General features: G+C 61.9%; 15 protein-coding genes and 1 tRNA gene. 15 read left to right on the top strand and 1 reads right to left on the bottom strand.

What is annotated here, in order from left to right:
* Positions 1-215 precede the first annotated feature (215 nt).
* The 15 genes from gspG to WBB14_RS18515 all read left to right on the top strand — a co-directional run bounded on the left by gspG (position 216) and on the right by WBB14_RS18515 (position 13,317).
* Positions 216-644 carry a type II secretion system major pseudopilin GspG gene (gene gspG, locus WBB14_RS18585; protein WP_424241129.1) on the top strand — a complete coding sequence of 143 codons (429 nt, stop codon included), beginning with the start codon at positions 216-218 and terminating at the stop codon, positions 642-644.
* Positions 622-1,110 (top strand): lytic transglycosylase domain-containing protein, encoded by a 489-nt coding sequence (locus WBB14_RS18580; RefSeq protein WP_424241128.1) that lies wholly within the window; start codon positions 622-624, stop codon positions 1,108-1,110. The genes gspG and WBB14_RS18580 overlap by 23 nt, the downstream gene beginning before the upstream one ends.
* 8 nt (positions 1,111-1,118) lie before the next feature.
* Positions 1,119-2,312 carry a type II secretion system F family protein gene (locus tag WBB14_RS18575; RefSeq protein ID WP_424241127.1) on the top strand — a complete coding sequence of 398 codons (1,194 nt, stop codon included), beginning with the start codon at positions 1,119-1,121 and terminating at the stop codon, positions 2,310-2,312.
* A gap of 41 nt (positions 2,313-2,353) precedes the next feature.
* Positions 2,354-3,952, top strand: coding sequence for a GspE/PulE family protein (locus WBB14_RS18570; RefSeq protein ID WP_424241126.1), 1,599 nt, complete (start codon positions 2,354-2,356; stop codon positions 3,950-3,952).
* Positions 3,933-4,688, top strand: a complete 756-nt coding sequence (locus WBB14_RS18565) for a hypothetical protein (protein WP_424241125.1) — start codon at positions 3,933-3,935, stop codon at positions 4,686-4,688. The genes WBB14_RS18570 and WBB14_RS18565 overlap by 20 nt, the downstream gene beginning before the upstream one ends.
* Positions 4,676-5,206 (top strand): hypothetical protein, encoded by a 531-nt coding sequence (locus WBB14_RS18560; protein ID WP_424241124.1) that lies wholly within the window; start codon positions 4,676-4,678, stop codon positions 5,204-5,206. The genes WBB14_RS18565 and WBB14_RS18560 overlap by 13 nt, the downstream gene beginning before the upstream one ends.
* Positions 5,203-5,778 (top strand): hypothetical protein, encoded by a 576-nt coding sequence (locus tag WBB14_RS18555; RefSeq protein WP_424241123.1) that lies wholly within the window; start codon positions 5,203-5,205, stop codon positions 5,776-5,778. Before WBB14_RS18560 ends, WBB14_RS18555 begins: the two co-directional genes overlap by 4 nt.
* Positions 5,778-6,245 carry a hypothetical protein gene (locus tag WBB14_RS18550; RefSeq protein ID WP_424241122.1) on the top strand — a complete coding sequence of 156 codons (468 nt, stop codon included), beginning with the start codon at positions 5,778-5,780 and terminating at the stop codon, positions 6,243-6,245. The genes WBB14_RS18555 and WBB14_RS18550 overlap by 1 nt, the downstream gene beginning before the upstream one ends.
* A 51-nt stretch (positions 6,246-6,296) precedes the next feature.
* Positions 6,297-8,117 carry a type II secretion system protein GspD gene (locus WBB14_RS18545; protein WP_424241121.1) on the top strand — a complete coding sequence of 607 codons (1,821 nt, stop codon included), beginning with the start codon at positions 6,297-6,299 and terminating at the stop codon, positions 8,115-8,117.
* Between the two features lie 8 nt (positions 8,118-8,125).
* Positions 8,126-8,602: a type II secretion system protein gene (locus tag WBB14_RS18540; protein WP_424241120.1), complete on the top strand. Its 477-nt coding sequence runs from the start codon at positions 8,126-8,128 to the stop codon at positions 8,600-8,602.
* Positions 8,577-8,966 carry a type II secretion system protein gene (locus WBB14_RS18535; protein ID WP_424241119.1) on the top strand — a complete coding sequence of 130 codons (390 nt, stop codon included), beginning with the start codon at positions 8,577-8,579 and terminating at the stop codon, positions 8,964-8,966. Before WBB14_RS18540 ends, WBB14_RS18535 begins: the two co-directional genes overlap by 26 nt.
* Positions 8,953-9,426: a type II secretion system protein gene (locus tag WBB14_RS18530; RefSeq protein ID WP_424241118.1), complete on the top strand. Its 474-nt coding sequence runs from the start codon at positions 8,953-8,955 to the stop codon at positions 9,424-9,426. Before WBB14_RS18535 ends, WBB14_RS18530 begins: the two co-directional genes overlap by 14 nt.
* Positions 9,427-9,598: 172 nt before the next feature.
* Positions 9,599-10,285: a response regulator transcription factor gene (locus WBB14_RS18525; protein WP_424241117.1), complete on the top strand. Its 687-nt coding sequence runs from the start codon at positions 9,599-9,601 to the stop codon at positions 10,283-10,285.
* 132 nt (positions 10,286-10,417) lie between these two features.
* Positions 10,418-11,614 carry a sensor histidine kinase gene (locus tag WBB14_RS18520; RefSeq protein ID WP_424241116.1) on the top strand — a complete coding sequence of 399 codons (1,197 nt, stop codon included), beginning with the start codon at positions 10,418-10,420 and terminating at the stop codon, positions 11,612-11,614.
* 215 nt (positions 11,615-11,829) lie between these two features.
* The gene (locus tag WBB14_RS18515) at positions 11,830-13,317 is read left to right on the top strand and encodes a lytic polysaccharide monooxygenase (protein WP_424241115.1); all 1,488 of its coding nucleotides are present in this window, start codon (positions 11,830-11,832) and stop codon (positions 13,315-13,317) included.
* A 279-nt stretch (positions 13,318-13,596) separates the two neighbouring features.
* On the opposite strand, the gene WBB14_RS18510 is transcribed toward WBB14_RS18515, so the two are convergent.
* Positions 13,597-13,672 (bottom strand) — tRNA-Gly (locus WBB14_RS18510).
* Positions 13,673-13,746 lie beyond the last annotated feature (74 nt).

Raw genomic sequence — 13,746 nt, 5'->3', positions numbered from 1 at the left:
CCCGCTCGTCGCTCGATTGAGGAACTCTTTAGAAATGTTGAGGCTGGATCCGCCGCGTGGAAACATGCCGGCCTGCGTAGAGATATCCCGACTAAGTCGCGTCACGGCCACGTCCGTGCCTGGATTGCCCATCCCTTTGCAGGATGCCGGCCTCTACTCGCGTTTCACAACGGATCGCCGCGTCGCCGCGATCCCCCAATCAGAAAAGCGGATTCATGAAAACTCTTACCCTCAAGCGCCCGCTAGGCCGGCAGCGGGGCTTTACCCTGCTGGAATTGCTGGTCGTACTGCTGATCATTGCGTTGCTGGCCGGTTATGTCGGCCCCAAGCTGTTTTCTCAAGTTGACCGCGCCAAGGTCAAGACGACGCAGGCGCAGATGAAGACGCTGGGCGATGCGCTCACCGCATATCGCCTCGATGTGGGCAGCTATCCTTCCACCGAGCAAGGCATGCAGGCCCTGGTCAGGCAGCCGCAAGGCGTGTCGAATTGGCATGGCCCTTATCTGGCCAAAGACGTGCCTGCGGATGCCTGGGGCCGGCCCTATGTATTGAATGTCCCGGGGCGAGACTCCGAAGCCGAGGTGGTGTCTCTTGGCGCAGAGGGCCGAGCGGGAGGCAGCGGTGAGTTGGTCTACGGGCTTTAAGGCGGCGGGGCTGACCGCCGTGGCCACGTTGGCCCTGAGCTCGGGCGCGGCCGCCAGTTGCTGGCACGAATCTGGCGCCCGTCATGGCGTAGACCCGTTGCTGCTGTATTCGATCGCCAAGGTCGAGTCGTCCCTGGACCCCCGCGTCGTGAATGAGAACCGCGACGGTTCCCAGGACATCGGCCTGATGCAGATCAACAGCATGCATTTTCCGGCGTTGGCCAAGCGCGGCATCAGCCGTCAACAACTGCTGGACGAACCCTGCCTTTCCATCGAAGTAGGCGCCGGAATTCTGGCGGATTTCATCAAGCGCTTTGGCTACACCTGGCGCGCGGTGGGCGCATACAACGCGGGCGGCGCACAAGGCCGTGAGGCTGCGCGCAAGCGCTACGTCGACCGCGTGTGGCGGCACTATCGGAACCTGATGCGGTCACGATTCCGAACGTCTTCAATAGAAACTGGCTAGGCAAGGACATGGATGAATTTCGGATCAGCCTGCTGAGGCAGGGCGTATTGCGCGAGCAGATCGTGCGCGCCGCCAGCGAAAGCGACGCGCGGGCCCAGCTTGGCGAATTCGACGGCATGGTACTGAAGGTCAAACGCGTAGCGACAGTGCGCGGCGGAACGGGGCGCGGCAAGCAGGGCTTTTCGCTGGGTCTGCTGCTGCAGGAGCTATCGACCCTGCTGGAGGCGGGCTTGGCGCTGATAGAAGCCCTGGAAGCCTTGAGCGATAAGGCGGGCCAAGGCAATAAGGCTTTGCAGGCCACTCTGACCGGCTTGCTGCGTGCGCTGTATCAGGGCTTGCCCTTGTCCAAGGCCATGGAAGCGGAACCCGCGGTATTTCCAGCGTTGCTGGTGGCCACCGTGGCGTCGGCGGAAGGAAGGGGTCAATTGCCTATGGTGCTCAAGCGCTATCAGTACTACGAATTGCGGATCGAAAACATCCGTAAAAAAGTCGTGGGCGCGCTCGTGTATCCGATGGTGGTGATTGGAGTCGGCTTCGGCATTCTGCTGTTCATGCTGTTCTTCGTCGTGCCGCGCTTTTCCGTGGTGTTCGAAAGCATGCGCAACTTGCCCGCGACCACCGAGGCCATGCTGTGGTGGGCACGGTTGGTGAAGTCCGATGGCGAGCTGCTGGGCGCGGGCATCGGCGGCGTGCTGCTGGCCGCCGTGCTGGCGCTTCGCACGCGGCGCATGAAGACTGCATTGATGAATTTGTTCTGGCGCCTGCCCAAGCTGCGTGATGTCGGTAATCTGTTTGTGCTGGCGCGCTTCTACCGAACGGTCGGTCTGTTGATCGAAGGCGGCACGCCGGCCTTGCACGCCTTTGAACTATCGGAGCCCATCCTGCCCGCCGCCTATGCGCGGCGGCTGGATCTGGCGTTGCAGGAATTGCGGGCAGGCCGAACGGTGGCCGAGACGCTGGCCCGCCACGGCCTGACCACCGCCGTGGCCGAACGCCTGTTGCGCGTGGGCGAAAAAAGCGGAGACCTGGGCGGCATGTGCGAACGCATCGCCCAGTTCCATGACGGCACGTTAGACCACGCAATCGAAGTGTTTGGCAAGGTGTTCGAACCCTTGCTGATGTTGGTGGTCGGCGGTCTGGTGGGGGCCATCGTCATTCTGCTTTACATGCCTATTTTCGAAATGGCCGGGAGCATGGGGTAAGGACGATGGCGCACCACGAGTTCAATCATGAGGATAGAGCGTTGGCGCCAACCAGGGCGGCCAGCGATGCGTGGTGGCCATGGCGCGAACAGGCGGCCGAGCGCAGCCTGCCGTTGGCCGAGTACCTGACCGAAGAACTGGTCCGCCGGCCGCAGTTGTTGCTCGCGCTGGCGCACGCGATGGGCATGCAGGCCTTGGATGCCGACCAGTGCCGCCAGGCCTCGCCGCGCTTCGATGCGCTGCCCCTGGCCGATGCCCTGGGCTGCCGTACTGCGCCGCTGGAGGTCGACGGCGACCTGTTGCTGGCGATGGCGGACCCATTTTCCCGGGATGCGCGCCTGCGGCTGCAAGCGCGGCTGTCGGGACGTGAATTGCGCTTTGCATTGTGCCCCGCAGGGATCGTGGACGCCTGGTTGAAGCAGGCGGAAGCCAGCGAACGCGTGCTGGACGACGTGGCCGTCGACATGTCGGACGATACGCTGGCCAAGGCAGTGGAGTCGATATCGCTGGCGTCGCTGGCCAAGGACGAAAGTCCGGTGATCCGCCTGGTGAACATGACTTTGTATGACGGTCTGCAAAGCCGCGCCAGCGACATCCATCTGGAGTCGGACGAAGAAGGGCTGCAGATCCGCTACCGGATAGACGGCGTGATGCTGAGCATCCGCCAGGTGCCGGGCCAGTTGACCGCCAATCAGGTGATGTCGCGCCTGAAGGTGCTTTCGAGCTTGGATATCGCCGAGAAGCGCGTGCCGCAGGACGGGCGGTTCAAGGTGGAGCTGCAGGGCCGGGAAGTGGATTTCCGCGTTTCCATTATGCCGGGAAACCATGGCGAGAACGCCGTGCTGCGTCTGTTGGACCGCTCGCAACGTGGCGACAAGCTTAGCCTGGACACGCTGGGTTTCCCGGCGGAGACCGCGCGCCGGATCCGTGCGCTGGTGAATTTGCCATATGGACTGACCTTGATCACGGGACCCACCGGCAGCGGCAAGTCGACGACCCTGTATGGCGCGTTGTCCGAACTGAACCGCGGCGACGAAAAACTGATCACCATCGAGGATCCGGTGGAATACGAAATGGCCGGCATTCTGCAGATCCCGGTCAACGAGAAAAAGGGGCTGACCTTCGCCCGCGGTCTGCGGTCGATTCTGCGCCACGATCCGGACACCATCCTGGTCGGAGAAATCCGCGATGCCGAAACGGCGTCGATCGCGGTGCAGTCCGCGCTGACCGGTCACCGGGTGCTGTCATCCGTGCATGCCAACGAGGCGTTCAGCGTTATCGACCGATTTTTGTACATGGATGTGGAAGCGGCGACCTTCCTGGAATCGCTGAACGGCGTGGTGTCGCAGCGGCTGGTGCGCCGCTTGTGCCCGCATTGTTCGCCACCGGAAGCGGCGCAGGCCGGACCCGGGTGCGACGCCTGCCGGCATACCGGCTTCCTGGGCCGTATCGCGCTGGCCGAAGTGCTGCGCATGGACAGCCGCATGAAGACCGCGTTGCTGGACCGGTCGTCCGAGAGGCGCCAAGAGGCGCTGGCGCAGTGCGCCGACTACCAATCGATGCGTGACGCGGCCCACGAGGCGGTGGCGCGCGGATTGACGACTTATCAGGAGGTCTGCCGTGCGGTCGCCATGGAATGAACAAGCAGTGTTGATCGACGCCGAGTACGCAAGCCTGTTTGCGCCCGCGTTGCCGCCGGAAACGCGGCTGCGTTGCCGCCATGAAGGCGACCCGGCGAGCGCGGTGGCCGCCTTGCTGGCGATGGTGCGGCAGCGCCGTCCACGCTGGAGGAACCGGCTGCATGTTTGGCTGGGGTATCCCTGGGCGCAAGGGCAATTGCTGCCGTGGCAGCCGGGAATGCCTGGCGGCGATAGCCATTGGCGCGGCTACGCCCAGGCGCTGCTGCGTGAACGCGGCATGGTCGGCGAATGGCGCGTGCGCCTGGGCGCAGCGCGGCATGGGCGGGCCCGCCTTGCTGTTGCCGCCGATGCAAACCTGCTGGACCGTCTACAGCGCGCGGTCAGCGAGTCGGGCTGGGCCATGGCTGGATGCCGGGACCTGCTGTCTGCCAGCCTGGAGCGCTATCGGCGGCCTTTGCGGCAGCTCGGGAAATGCCTGGTGCTGGCTGAAGCCGGTGCGATGACCTGCGTGTGGCAATCGCCAGAGGGGTGGGACGACATGATCACCTTGCAGCTTGCGCCGGGGCAGCCGCCGACCTCTGGCGTTGCGGCCGCCGAAGCGCTGTGCGGCCGGCCGATAGCGGCCGGCTACGGTTGGGCGTCCACGTTGAGTCCACAGCAATCGCCGGCGCCTCCGCAGGCGCGGTGGCTGGGCTTTCCGCATCCGATGTTGGGCGGGCAGTCATGTTCAGGCTGAAATCGCGGCATATGGATTTCTGCAAAAAGGAAACGGCCAACCCGGTGGCGGTGTTGGCGGTATTGCTGTTGTTGTCCCTGGGCCTGTTGAGCGCTTGGCGGCAATGGGATGTACAAGCGTTGCGAACCGAAGTGGCCCAAATGGAAGACCGTTTGGCTCAGCAGCTCGAGCAGCAGGAGCGCGCAAGGCGCAGAACAGAGGCGCAATCGCCAGAGGAAAAGAAGGTCGAGGCATTGTTGGCGGCGCAGGATGCCGAAGATCGCCTGCAGCCGTTGCTGTTGCGCCACATCGAGCAGGCCTGGTCACCCCGGCTGGCCGTGATGAGCCTGAAGGTCGTGGCGGCCGGCCGCAGCGCGCAACTGGAATTGATGGCGCTCGACGTGAGCGAGGTGTTTGCCTTCGTGGCACGCCTGGATGCGTCCGGCGGGAACTTTCGCTCCATGGTCATGCGTCATGGCATCAAGCCCGGTGACCGGAATCTGGCTACGGTGGCGACGGTGCGGGTGGAAATGCGATGACGTTAATTCAATACATCCGCTGCGGCGTGGCCGCGCTGCGGCAACGGCCATCCCGGACATGGATGCGGTGGCACGGGCAACGGTGCATCGAACGCCTGGGCCGCGGAGGCCTGCTGGCGTTGGCCGCCACGCTGGTGTTGAGCGTGCATCTGGCCGTGGTGCAGTGGCCCGAAAAAGAAGAGCTGCAGGTCCAGGCGGTGGAACTGATTGCGAGATTGCTTGCCTGCCATCCCGGCGACGCATCGCCGGGCAGCCCGGACCTGGATCAGATGCGCACGCAGATGCGCGTGGATCCGGACCAGCGCAAACAGGCGGTCATGGACCAGCTGGTGCAGGCGGGCCTGTTGCTGGTGGATATCCGATACCAGGGCGACGACATCATTCAGGACCGGTTGCGGCGCACGTCGGTTGACATTACGGCGGTGGGTTCATACCAGGATCTATCCGCGGGATTGCGCCTGTTGGCCGCTCAGCCGCTGCTGCGTCTGGAGTCGCTGGAGCTGGACAGACAAAAGCCCGAGGACATGTTGGTGAACGTAAAGATGCGATTGAGCATGCTGGGGGAGACGTGATGAAGCATCGCACGATCTCGCTGCTGGCGTCATTGATGCTGTCCACGGCGGCGCATGCATCCCTGGCGTCGGGCGTGGACATATTTCCGTCGCAAAGCTGGGAATCCTTGAAGGGCGACGTCAGCGCGCCGGCCGAGCCAATATCGCCAGCCTCCACTGCGGCGCAAGCGCCCGGCCTGGACGACCCCATCCCCGGCCCGTCGGCGGCGGATCGCATGGCGGCCCAGGCCACGATCCCGTTTCACGCCGTAGGCGAGTGGGTGGAGGGAGGTCAGCGCATCATCGTCGTGGAAAACGGGGGGCAGACGTATCTGCTATGCCAGCGTTGCGCACTTAGCGAGGCCATCCGGCCCGGCGGCACCGTGGCGAAGAATTATCGGCTACGAGCACTGGAGACGGAGCGCGCCGTGCTGCTGGATCCGCAAGGGCAGACGTTGAACGTGAGCCTGACGCCGCTGGCGCAATGATCGCGGTTGGTGTGGCGTCAAGTAATTCATTTCAGGAATGGTAAGGACATCATGAATCTAAAACCCGTCGTACTGGCCCTTGCCGCGAGCATGGCGATGGGCGGATGCACAGCGCCCGCCGCGCTGAAAAAAGCGTTTGGCGACGATCCGCCGCCCACGGCCGCCGAACGTCTTTCCATGGCCCGCGCCGCGCTGGCGAAGAACCCTGGCGATATCGAAGCCAGCAAGAACGTGACGAGCGGCAGCGTGACGCTGGAACGTGAGATCCTTCAACGTATCCGGTCCAAGATGGATGCGGGCGATGATCAGGCCGCGCTGAACGACGTGATGGAGCTGTTGGCCGTCAGCCCTGGCCATATGCGCGCCCAGCAGTTGAATGCGCAGCTGGAGCAACGCATGCATCTGCGGCAGGATTTGGCGGAGGCGAACCGGCTGCAGTTCGATCATCCGGCCGAAGCGCTGGACAAGGTCGATCGCATCTTGCAAGAACAGCCCGGGTTCGCGCAGGCGGAGGCCCTGCGCAGCCAGTTGCAGCGCCGTGACGTTGTCCGAAGCGCTGCCCGCCCCAGGCTGGCGGACGCGTTGCGCAAGCCGGTCTCGCTGAATTTCAAGGCGCAGCCCATCGTGCAGATTCTTGACGCCATTTCGCTGGCGGCTGGCGTGGACTTTGTGCTGGATCCCGATGTGGAGACCGCCACGGCGGCCAGCATCATGGCCAAGAAAACCACGGCCGAGGATGCGATCAATCTGCTGCTGCGCACCAATCAGCTGGAAAAGCGGGTGCTGGATGAGCACAGCCTGTTGATCTACCCGTCGCGTGCAGACAAGGAAAAGGAATACCGCGAGCTCATGGTGCGCGTGTTCTACCTGAACCAGGCCGATGCGACGCAGGTGTTGGCCGCGTTGCGGCAAATTACCGCGCCGAAGAATGTGCATCTGGACGAGCGCGCGAATGCGGTGTTGGTCCGGGATACGCCGGAAGTGATGGCCGTGGCGGAACGGGTGGTGGCCGCGCTGGACATTGCCCAGTCGGAAGTGACGATGGATGTGCGGGTGTTGGAAGTCAACGCCACCGATGAACTGGAAGTGGGCGTGGACTATCCCAGCGATCTGCGTTTTTCCATCCTGTCCCAGAACGAGAACGGCAAGATCACGGTGGGCGATCTGTTGCACCTGAACCAGGACAAGATCGGCGTGGGCAGCCGCAACGATCTGTCGGCCGCTCTGAACCTGCTGCAGAAGCGCGGCAAGACCAAGGTGCTGGCCAATCCCAAGATCCGTGTGCGCAACTTGGAGAAGGCCAGCATAAAAATCGGTGAAAAAGTGCCGGTCGTGACCACCACGAATGCCAACGGCGTGGTGACGGAATCGGTCAACTACCAAGACGTGGGCCTGAGCCTGCAAGTCGAACCGCGCATCAGCCTGAATAACGAGGTCAGCGTCAAGGTCAGCATGGAAGTCAGCAATTTGAAGGGCGAAGTCAAAACGGCGGGTGGCGGCATTGTCTATCCGATGAGCACGCGCAATGCCGAGACCGTGATGACGGCGCGCGACGGCGAAACCCAGGTGCTGGCCGGGCTGGTCAATCAGCAGCAGACGCGCGGCAGCAGCGGCCTGCCGGGCCTGAGCGTTCTGGGTTGGCTGGGAAGCTTGTTTGGCGGACAGAAAAAAACGGACCAGGACACGGAAATCGTGCTGCTGCTGACCCCGCATATCGAACGCGCGATGGCGCTGCCGCCCGCGTCCGACAGCTACTTCCCGTCGGGCACGGAGTTGCGCGTCACGGTGGCGCCGCTGACCACCCGAGCGCCCGTCGCGCCCGCCGTCAGCGCGCCGCCGCTGGATGCGGCGCTGACCAAGCCGCCGCTATAGGGGCCGACATGTGCAAACAATCGGGATTCACGCTGATTGAGATGATGGCGGCCGTGGCGCTACTTGCCTTGTTGCTGAGCGTGGCGCTGCCGATTTCGACCCTGATCAAGCGGCGCGGGCAGGAAAGCGAACTGCGGCACAGCCTGCAGGTCATCCGCAATGCGATCGACCGGTACTACCAGGCCAGTCAGGAAGGAAAGATCGATAAGTCGCTGGACCGTAGTGGCTATCCCCCCGATCTGGCTTCCCTGGTCAAGGGCGTGCCAAATAAGACTGATCCCAATGGCGGCAAGTTGTATTTCCTGCGCAGGTTGCCGGCCGATCCCATGTGTGAACACTGCGAAGGGCGGAATCCTGCCGATACCTGGGAAGTCAGAAGCTATGACAGTTCCGCCGAGTCGTTTGCCTCCGGGCGCGATGTGTTCGACGTGCGATCCAAAAGTCACCGTGAGGGTATTAATGGCGTTCCGTACAAAGAGTGGTAGGCGCGGTTGCGCGGGGTTCACGTTGATCGAATTAATGGCGGTTCTGGCGATCATCGGGGTGTTGATGGCGCTGGTGGCGCCGTCCTTTTTCAAAAGCAACGACCGTGCGCGCGAAACCGTGTTGCGGCACAACCTGCAATCCATCCGGCATGCGCTTGACGATTACCGCGCGGATCATGGTGACAATCCGGACAACTTGGACAAGCTGGTCTCGGACCACTACTTGCGTGAAATGCCCATGGATCCCATCACGGGGCGCCGCGATAGCTGGAAAGCGCAGACAGGCGAGGCGAGCGGCGTGAACGACGTGATCAGCGGCGCGAAGGGCAAGGCGCTGGACGGGTTGGATTATGCAAGCTGGTAGCCGCTATGCCGGCAGGCAGGGGGGCTCCGCGTATCTGACGATTCTGATGCTGGTGTTGGGGGTTGCCACGGGCCTGTCTGCGGTCGCTCAGCCCTGGCGCACGCAGAAGGTGCGCGAACAAGAAGCCCAGCTGCTTTTTGTAGGCCAGCAGTTCCAGCGGGCGCTGGCGTCCTATTACCGGTCGGGTACCGCGCCCGCTTACCCCAAGACGCTGGACGCCCTGCTCAAGGATGATCGAGTGTCGTTCACGCGCCGCCATTTGCGCCGCATCTATGAGGATCCAGCGACGGGGGGAAAGGAGTGGGGGCTCGTCAAGTCTCCGGACGGAGGAATCATGGGGGTGTACAGCTTGTCCACGGACACGCCGCTGAAGCAAGACGGTTTCGACGCCGCGCTTGGCGACCTGTCCGGCAAGTCCAGCTATCAAGATTGGAAATTCGTATTTATTGAGAGAATCTGAAATTCGAAAATTATTTCAATAATATGACAGTGTATTTTTGCGTTTTACTTTGGGATATTTCCTATTGTTGTGGCTAATTCTTCATGAGAGCATATTTCCGAGGGAGCGTTAAAGTGATTGCCGGAATAATAAATGGTCATCCGGAACGCGCGGTTTGGAAGATAGCTGTTGAATGATTGTCGCCATTCTGGAAGACTCGCCCGCTCAAGTGGAGTGGCTGACCAAACTACTGCAGAATCACGGCCATCGAGCATTTTCCCGGGCTGATGGAGACAGTTTCATCGCCTTGTTGCAGCAGCAGATCGTGGACGTTGTGCTGCTTGATTGGGGCGTGCCGGGCATGTCCGGGCTGTCCGTCCTGAGGTGGGCCCGCACCAATCTGCTACCTGGCTTGCCCATCTTGATGGTCACGCAGCGCGATGACGAAGATAGCATTGTCCAGGCCCTTAACGTGGGTGCGGACGATTATCTGCAAAAGCCCGTGCGCGAACGCGAATTGCTGGCCCGCATGGCGGCCCAACTGCGCAAGTCGCAACGCGGGGAGGCCGCCGCATCGCAATTCCGGGTTGGGCACTTTGCGTTCAACCTGGAGGCCAAGACCCTGATCGTGGACGGACGCCAGGTCAATCTGCCGACCAGGGAGTTTGATCTGGCCACGCTGCTGTTCAGCAACCCCGGCCGCATCATGACCAAAGACGCATTGATCCAGCGCATTTGGGGAGCGGCGGATCGCAAGTACGACGCCAGCCTGGCTACCTATGTCAGCAACTTGCGCTCGTTATTGGGGCTGCGGTCACGCAACGGATATGTGATCGCCACGGTATACAACTACGGCTATCGCCTGGAGCGGGTGTATTAAGCCCGGCGAACTGGCGGTGGCATCCAGCGGGATGCAGTCTGTTCGGGTCTTGCCGCCCCATCTTTCCCTCCTGAAACCCCTCGGCCGCGTCCCCTTGGCGCGGCTGGCTTGCCTGCGCCATTTGCTTTCAGAATGATTATGAAACTGCTCCTCCAGCCCTGTATGCGCTTGGGCGCCAGACAGAACGATGCGCTGTTGTCCTGCAATCTGGGCATTATCTTGTTGTGCTTTGCCATGCCCAGCGGCGAACGCACGCTTATCGCCGCCGCATTTGGCGTGCTTGCCGATTTCGGCATTCTGGCGTGTCTGGCGCTGATCTGCGTGATGTCTGGGCAATCGCGGCTGCGCATCTGGGCGCTGGCCTGGTTGATAGGATTCTGGCTGGTGGCGGCGTTCGTGGTCATGACGGCGCGCCGCTGGACTCCGGTGATCGCCCCTTTGCTGGGCGGCATGCTGGCTTACTTCTGCGTGATGAATTGGCGCCTGGCGGCCCAGCGCAGCGCCCGCAGCGAGCAGGCGACAGAGCGGGCTACGGTACATGACGCTGCAGCGCAGGGCAGCGAACAGCGCGATGAGCAGGACACCGGGGGGGATCGCGAGGTGATGCTGCAAATGATGCATGACCTGCGTAGCCCCTTGTCCACCGTTCTGGCCCTGATCGAAAACAAGAGCGCCGAACGCGAGGATCCCGGGCAGGATGATTTCGTGGAATCCGTTCGAGATCTGGTTCAGTACAGCCTGTCGGTCGCGCAGGACTTCACCTACCTGTCGCGCGCCGAGCGCTTGGATCGGGACAATTTTCTACCCGTTTCCCTGCAGGACCTGGGGCGCGAGGCCGCGGATCGGAGTGCACTGCTGGCAGAGCGCAAAGGCATCGACATCCGGGTGCAGGAATGCGTCGAGGCGTTATGGGTGTCGGGCGATTACTGCATGTTGCTGCGGGCCGTCGGAAACTTGCTGGATAACGCCATCAAGTATTCGGAAGCGTCTTCGCGCATCACGCTGTCCGTGCAGCGTCAGGGCAGCCTGGGACGGGTCAGCATCGCGGATCAAGGGATCGGCATTTCCGATGTCGAGTTCCCCAGGCTTTGCCAGGCGTTCTACCAGGTGCAGTCCGATGGGCGGCGCGGTAGCGAGGGCGTGGGCTTGGGGCTGGTGCTGGTCATGACGGTGGCTGATGCGCATGGGGGATGGATATCGGTGAAATCCAGACCCAATGTCGGCAGTGTTTTCTCCTTGACGTTCCCCTTGATTGCGGGCGCAGTCCACGAAGGGCGTCGGGACGATGCCAGCACGGCGCTTCGATCCAGGCTTGACGCCATGCCATGAGAAGGCGCCTGAAGGGCGCCTTTTTTTATTATTGAATAAGTTTTGATTATTTATTTGTCTTGTCAGATATTTGATTTGTTGTTTTTTTCTTGCGCTATCTTTAATAGTGTTTTGAGAAAGGTTTGGCGGAAGGGGAGGGGTTGAAATAATGGTGGCGTTTCGCGAATTTTATTTATTTATTTTTGCGGAATATCCACTGAAAAAAAGGATTCATTATGATTAGCTCTCAATTGCGCGGTGCGGCAGGCAAGCTGGCGCTGCCGGTCGCGGCCCTGACTCAGGCCGTACTGATGGCCATGGCACCCACGTCGGTGTCGGCCCACGGCTCGATGATCGATCCGCCCAGCCGCGAATACGGTTGCAATACGCTCGACACCCCCTGGAATAATCCCAAGCATTCGGGTTGCGGCGAGATCACCCCGATCGTGGGCAGCTGGATGTCCAATGCGATTCTGGGCGTCAAGGACAACCACAAAGATCTCATCCCTGATGGGCTGTTGTGCGCGGGCGGCAAGGAAAGCTGGAAGGAGCTGGACGCCAACCACGAATGGCCCACCACGGTCGTCACTCCCGACGCCAACGGCCGTGCTACCTTCAAATACAAGCAGACCGCCTCGCACGTCACCACGTACTTCAGGACTTACATCAGCAAGGACAGCTACGATCCCGCGCGCGGCCTGCGCTGGGACGACCTGGAACTGATCGGTGATTCCGGCGCGCTGCCGCGTCCCGAAATGGGCGCCATCACTCCGCTGGACGTCAAGATTCCGGCGCACTTCACCGGCAAGCGCGTGATCTACAGCGTTTGGCAACGCGACCCCAATGACAACGCCGAAGGCTTCTACTCGTGCTCGAACGTGGAAGTGATGCCCGCGAACGTCCAATGGCAAGCCAGCGGCGCGCTGCAAGGCGGCCAGGTGCAAAGCGGCACGGAGATGACGCTGCGACTGTTCGACTTGAAGCGTACCGGTGACCTGGAAAGCCATTCCATCGTCGTCAAGGCGGGTGAGGAAAAGGCCGCCCAGTGGATGTTCTCGCTGGCCAAGGAGGTCAACAACAAGTCCTCCGTCGTCAAGGTCGGCAAGATGCAATCCAACGGCCAGGTCGTGCCGCAGCAAAGCGACACCGAGAACCAGGTCTATGGCCTGAACAAGAAGGTGGGTTTCGCGATCGACCAGAAGACTCCGGAGCCCGTGACGCCGCCGCCCGTGACGGTGAACCCGCCCAAGGCCGACCTGACCGGTCCGGCGTCGGCCGAGGCTGGCGACGCGGTTTCGCTGTCGGCCAAGGGTTCGAGCAATGGCGGCGGCAAGCTGAAATACCAATGGACCGTTCCGGCTGGCATCACCGCATCCGCGTTGAACCAGGTTGAGCTGGGCTTTACGGCTCCTGTCCTGGCACAGGACAAGACCTATTTGTTCACCGTCAAGGTCACAAACGAAAAGGGCTCGTCCAGCGCCTCGCACTCCGTGCTGGTCAAGAAGCAAGAGCAACCCGGCGGCGGCAACGAAGGCGGCGAGTCCGGCGCACACCCGGCCTACAAGCCGGGCGCGTCGTACGAGGCCGGCGATAAGGTTTCGAACGTCGGCAAGACCTTCGAGTGCAAGCCCTGGCCCTATACCGGCTGGTGCAGCCAGTCGCCGATGTACTACGCGCCGGGCACCGGACTGGCTTGGGACCAAGCCTGGACCGAGATCAAGTAAGCATCACGGCCTGACCACACAGCGATTATTGAATTTCGCAAGAAGCCGTGGACGATAAGACGGCGTAATGCAAGTCCTGATAATCCCCGAATGAAAATTCGGGGATTTTTTTATTCGCAAACCGAATGCGCGGAGAGCGTCGCTTGCCGCTGTCGGAGGCCGGCGTTGAATGCGAAGGGCCAATCGATGGCGGGATTCTTTTGGGGGAGAACGCGCTGACGGCGTCGATATCGACGGCTTGATGGTCTGCAGCAGGCAAAGATGCTGCAAATCCGAATTTGGAGCGGGAGACGAGTCTCGAACTCGCGACCTCAACCTTGGCAAGGTTGCGCTCTACCAACTGAGCTACTCCCGCATTTGCGTGCCTTGCGCCATCCACGATTTGGGGCGGTGCCGGCAAGCGAGGGCGAAGTATACCCAATTTTTCAA

It is taken from the genome of Achromobacter sp., assembly GCF_049647645.1.
Classification (GTDB): domain Bacteria; phylum Pseudomonadota; class Gammaproteobacteria; order Burkholderiales; family Burkholderiaceae_B; genus Achromobacter.
This window is presented reverse-complemented; position numbering and strand designations above follow the sequence as displayed.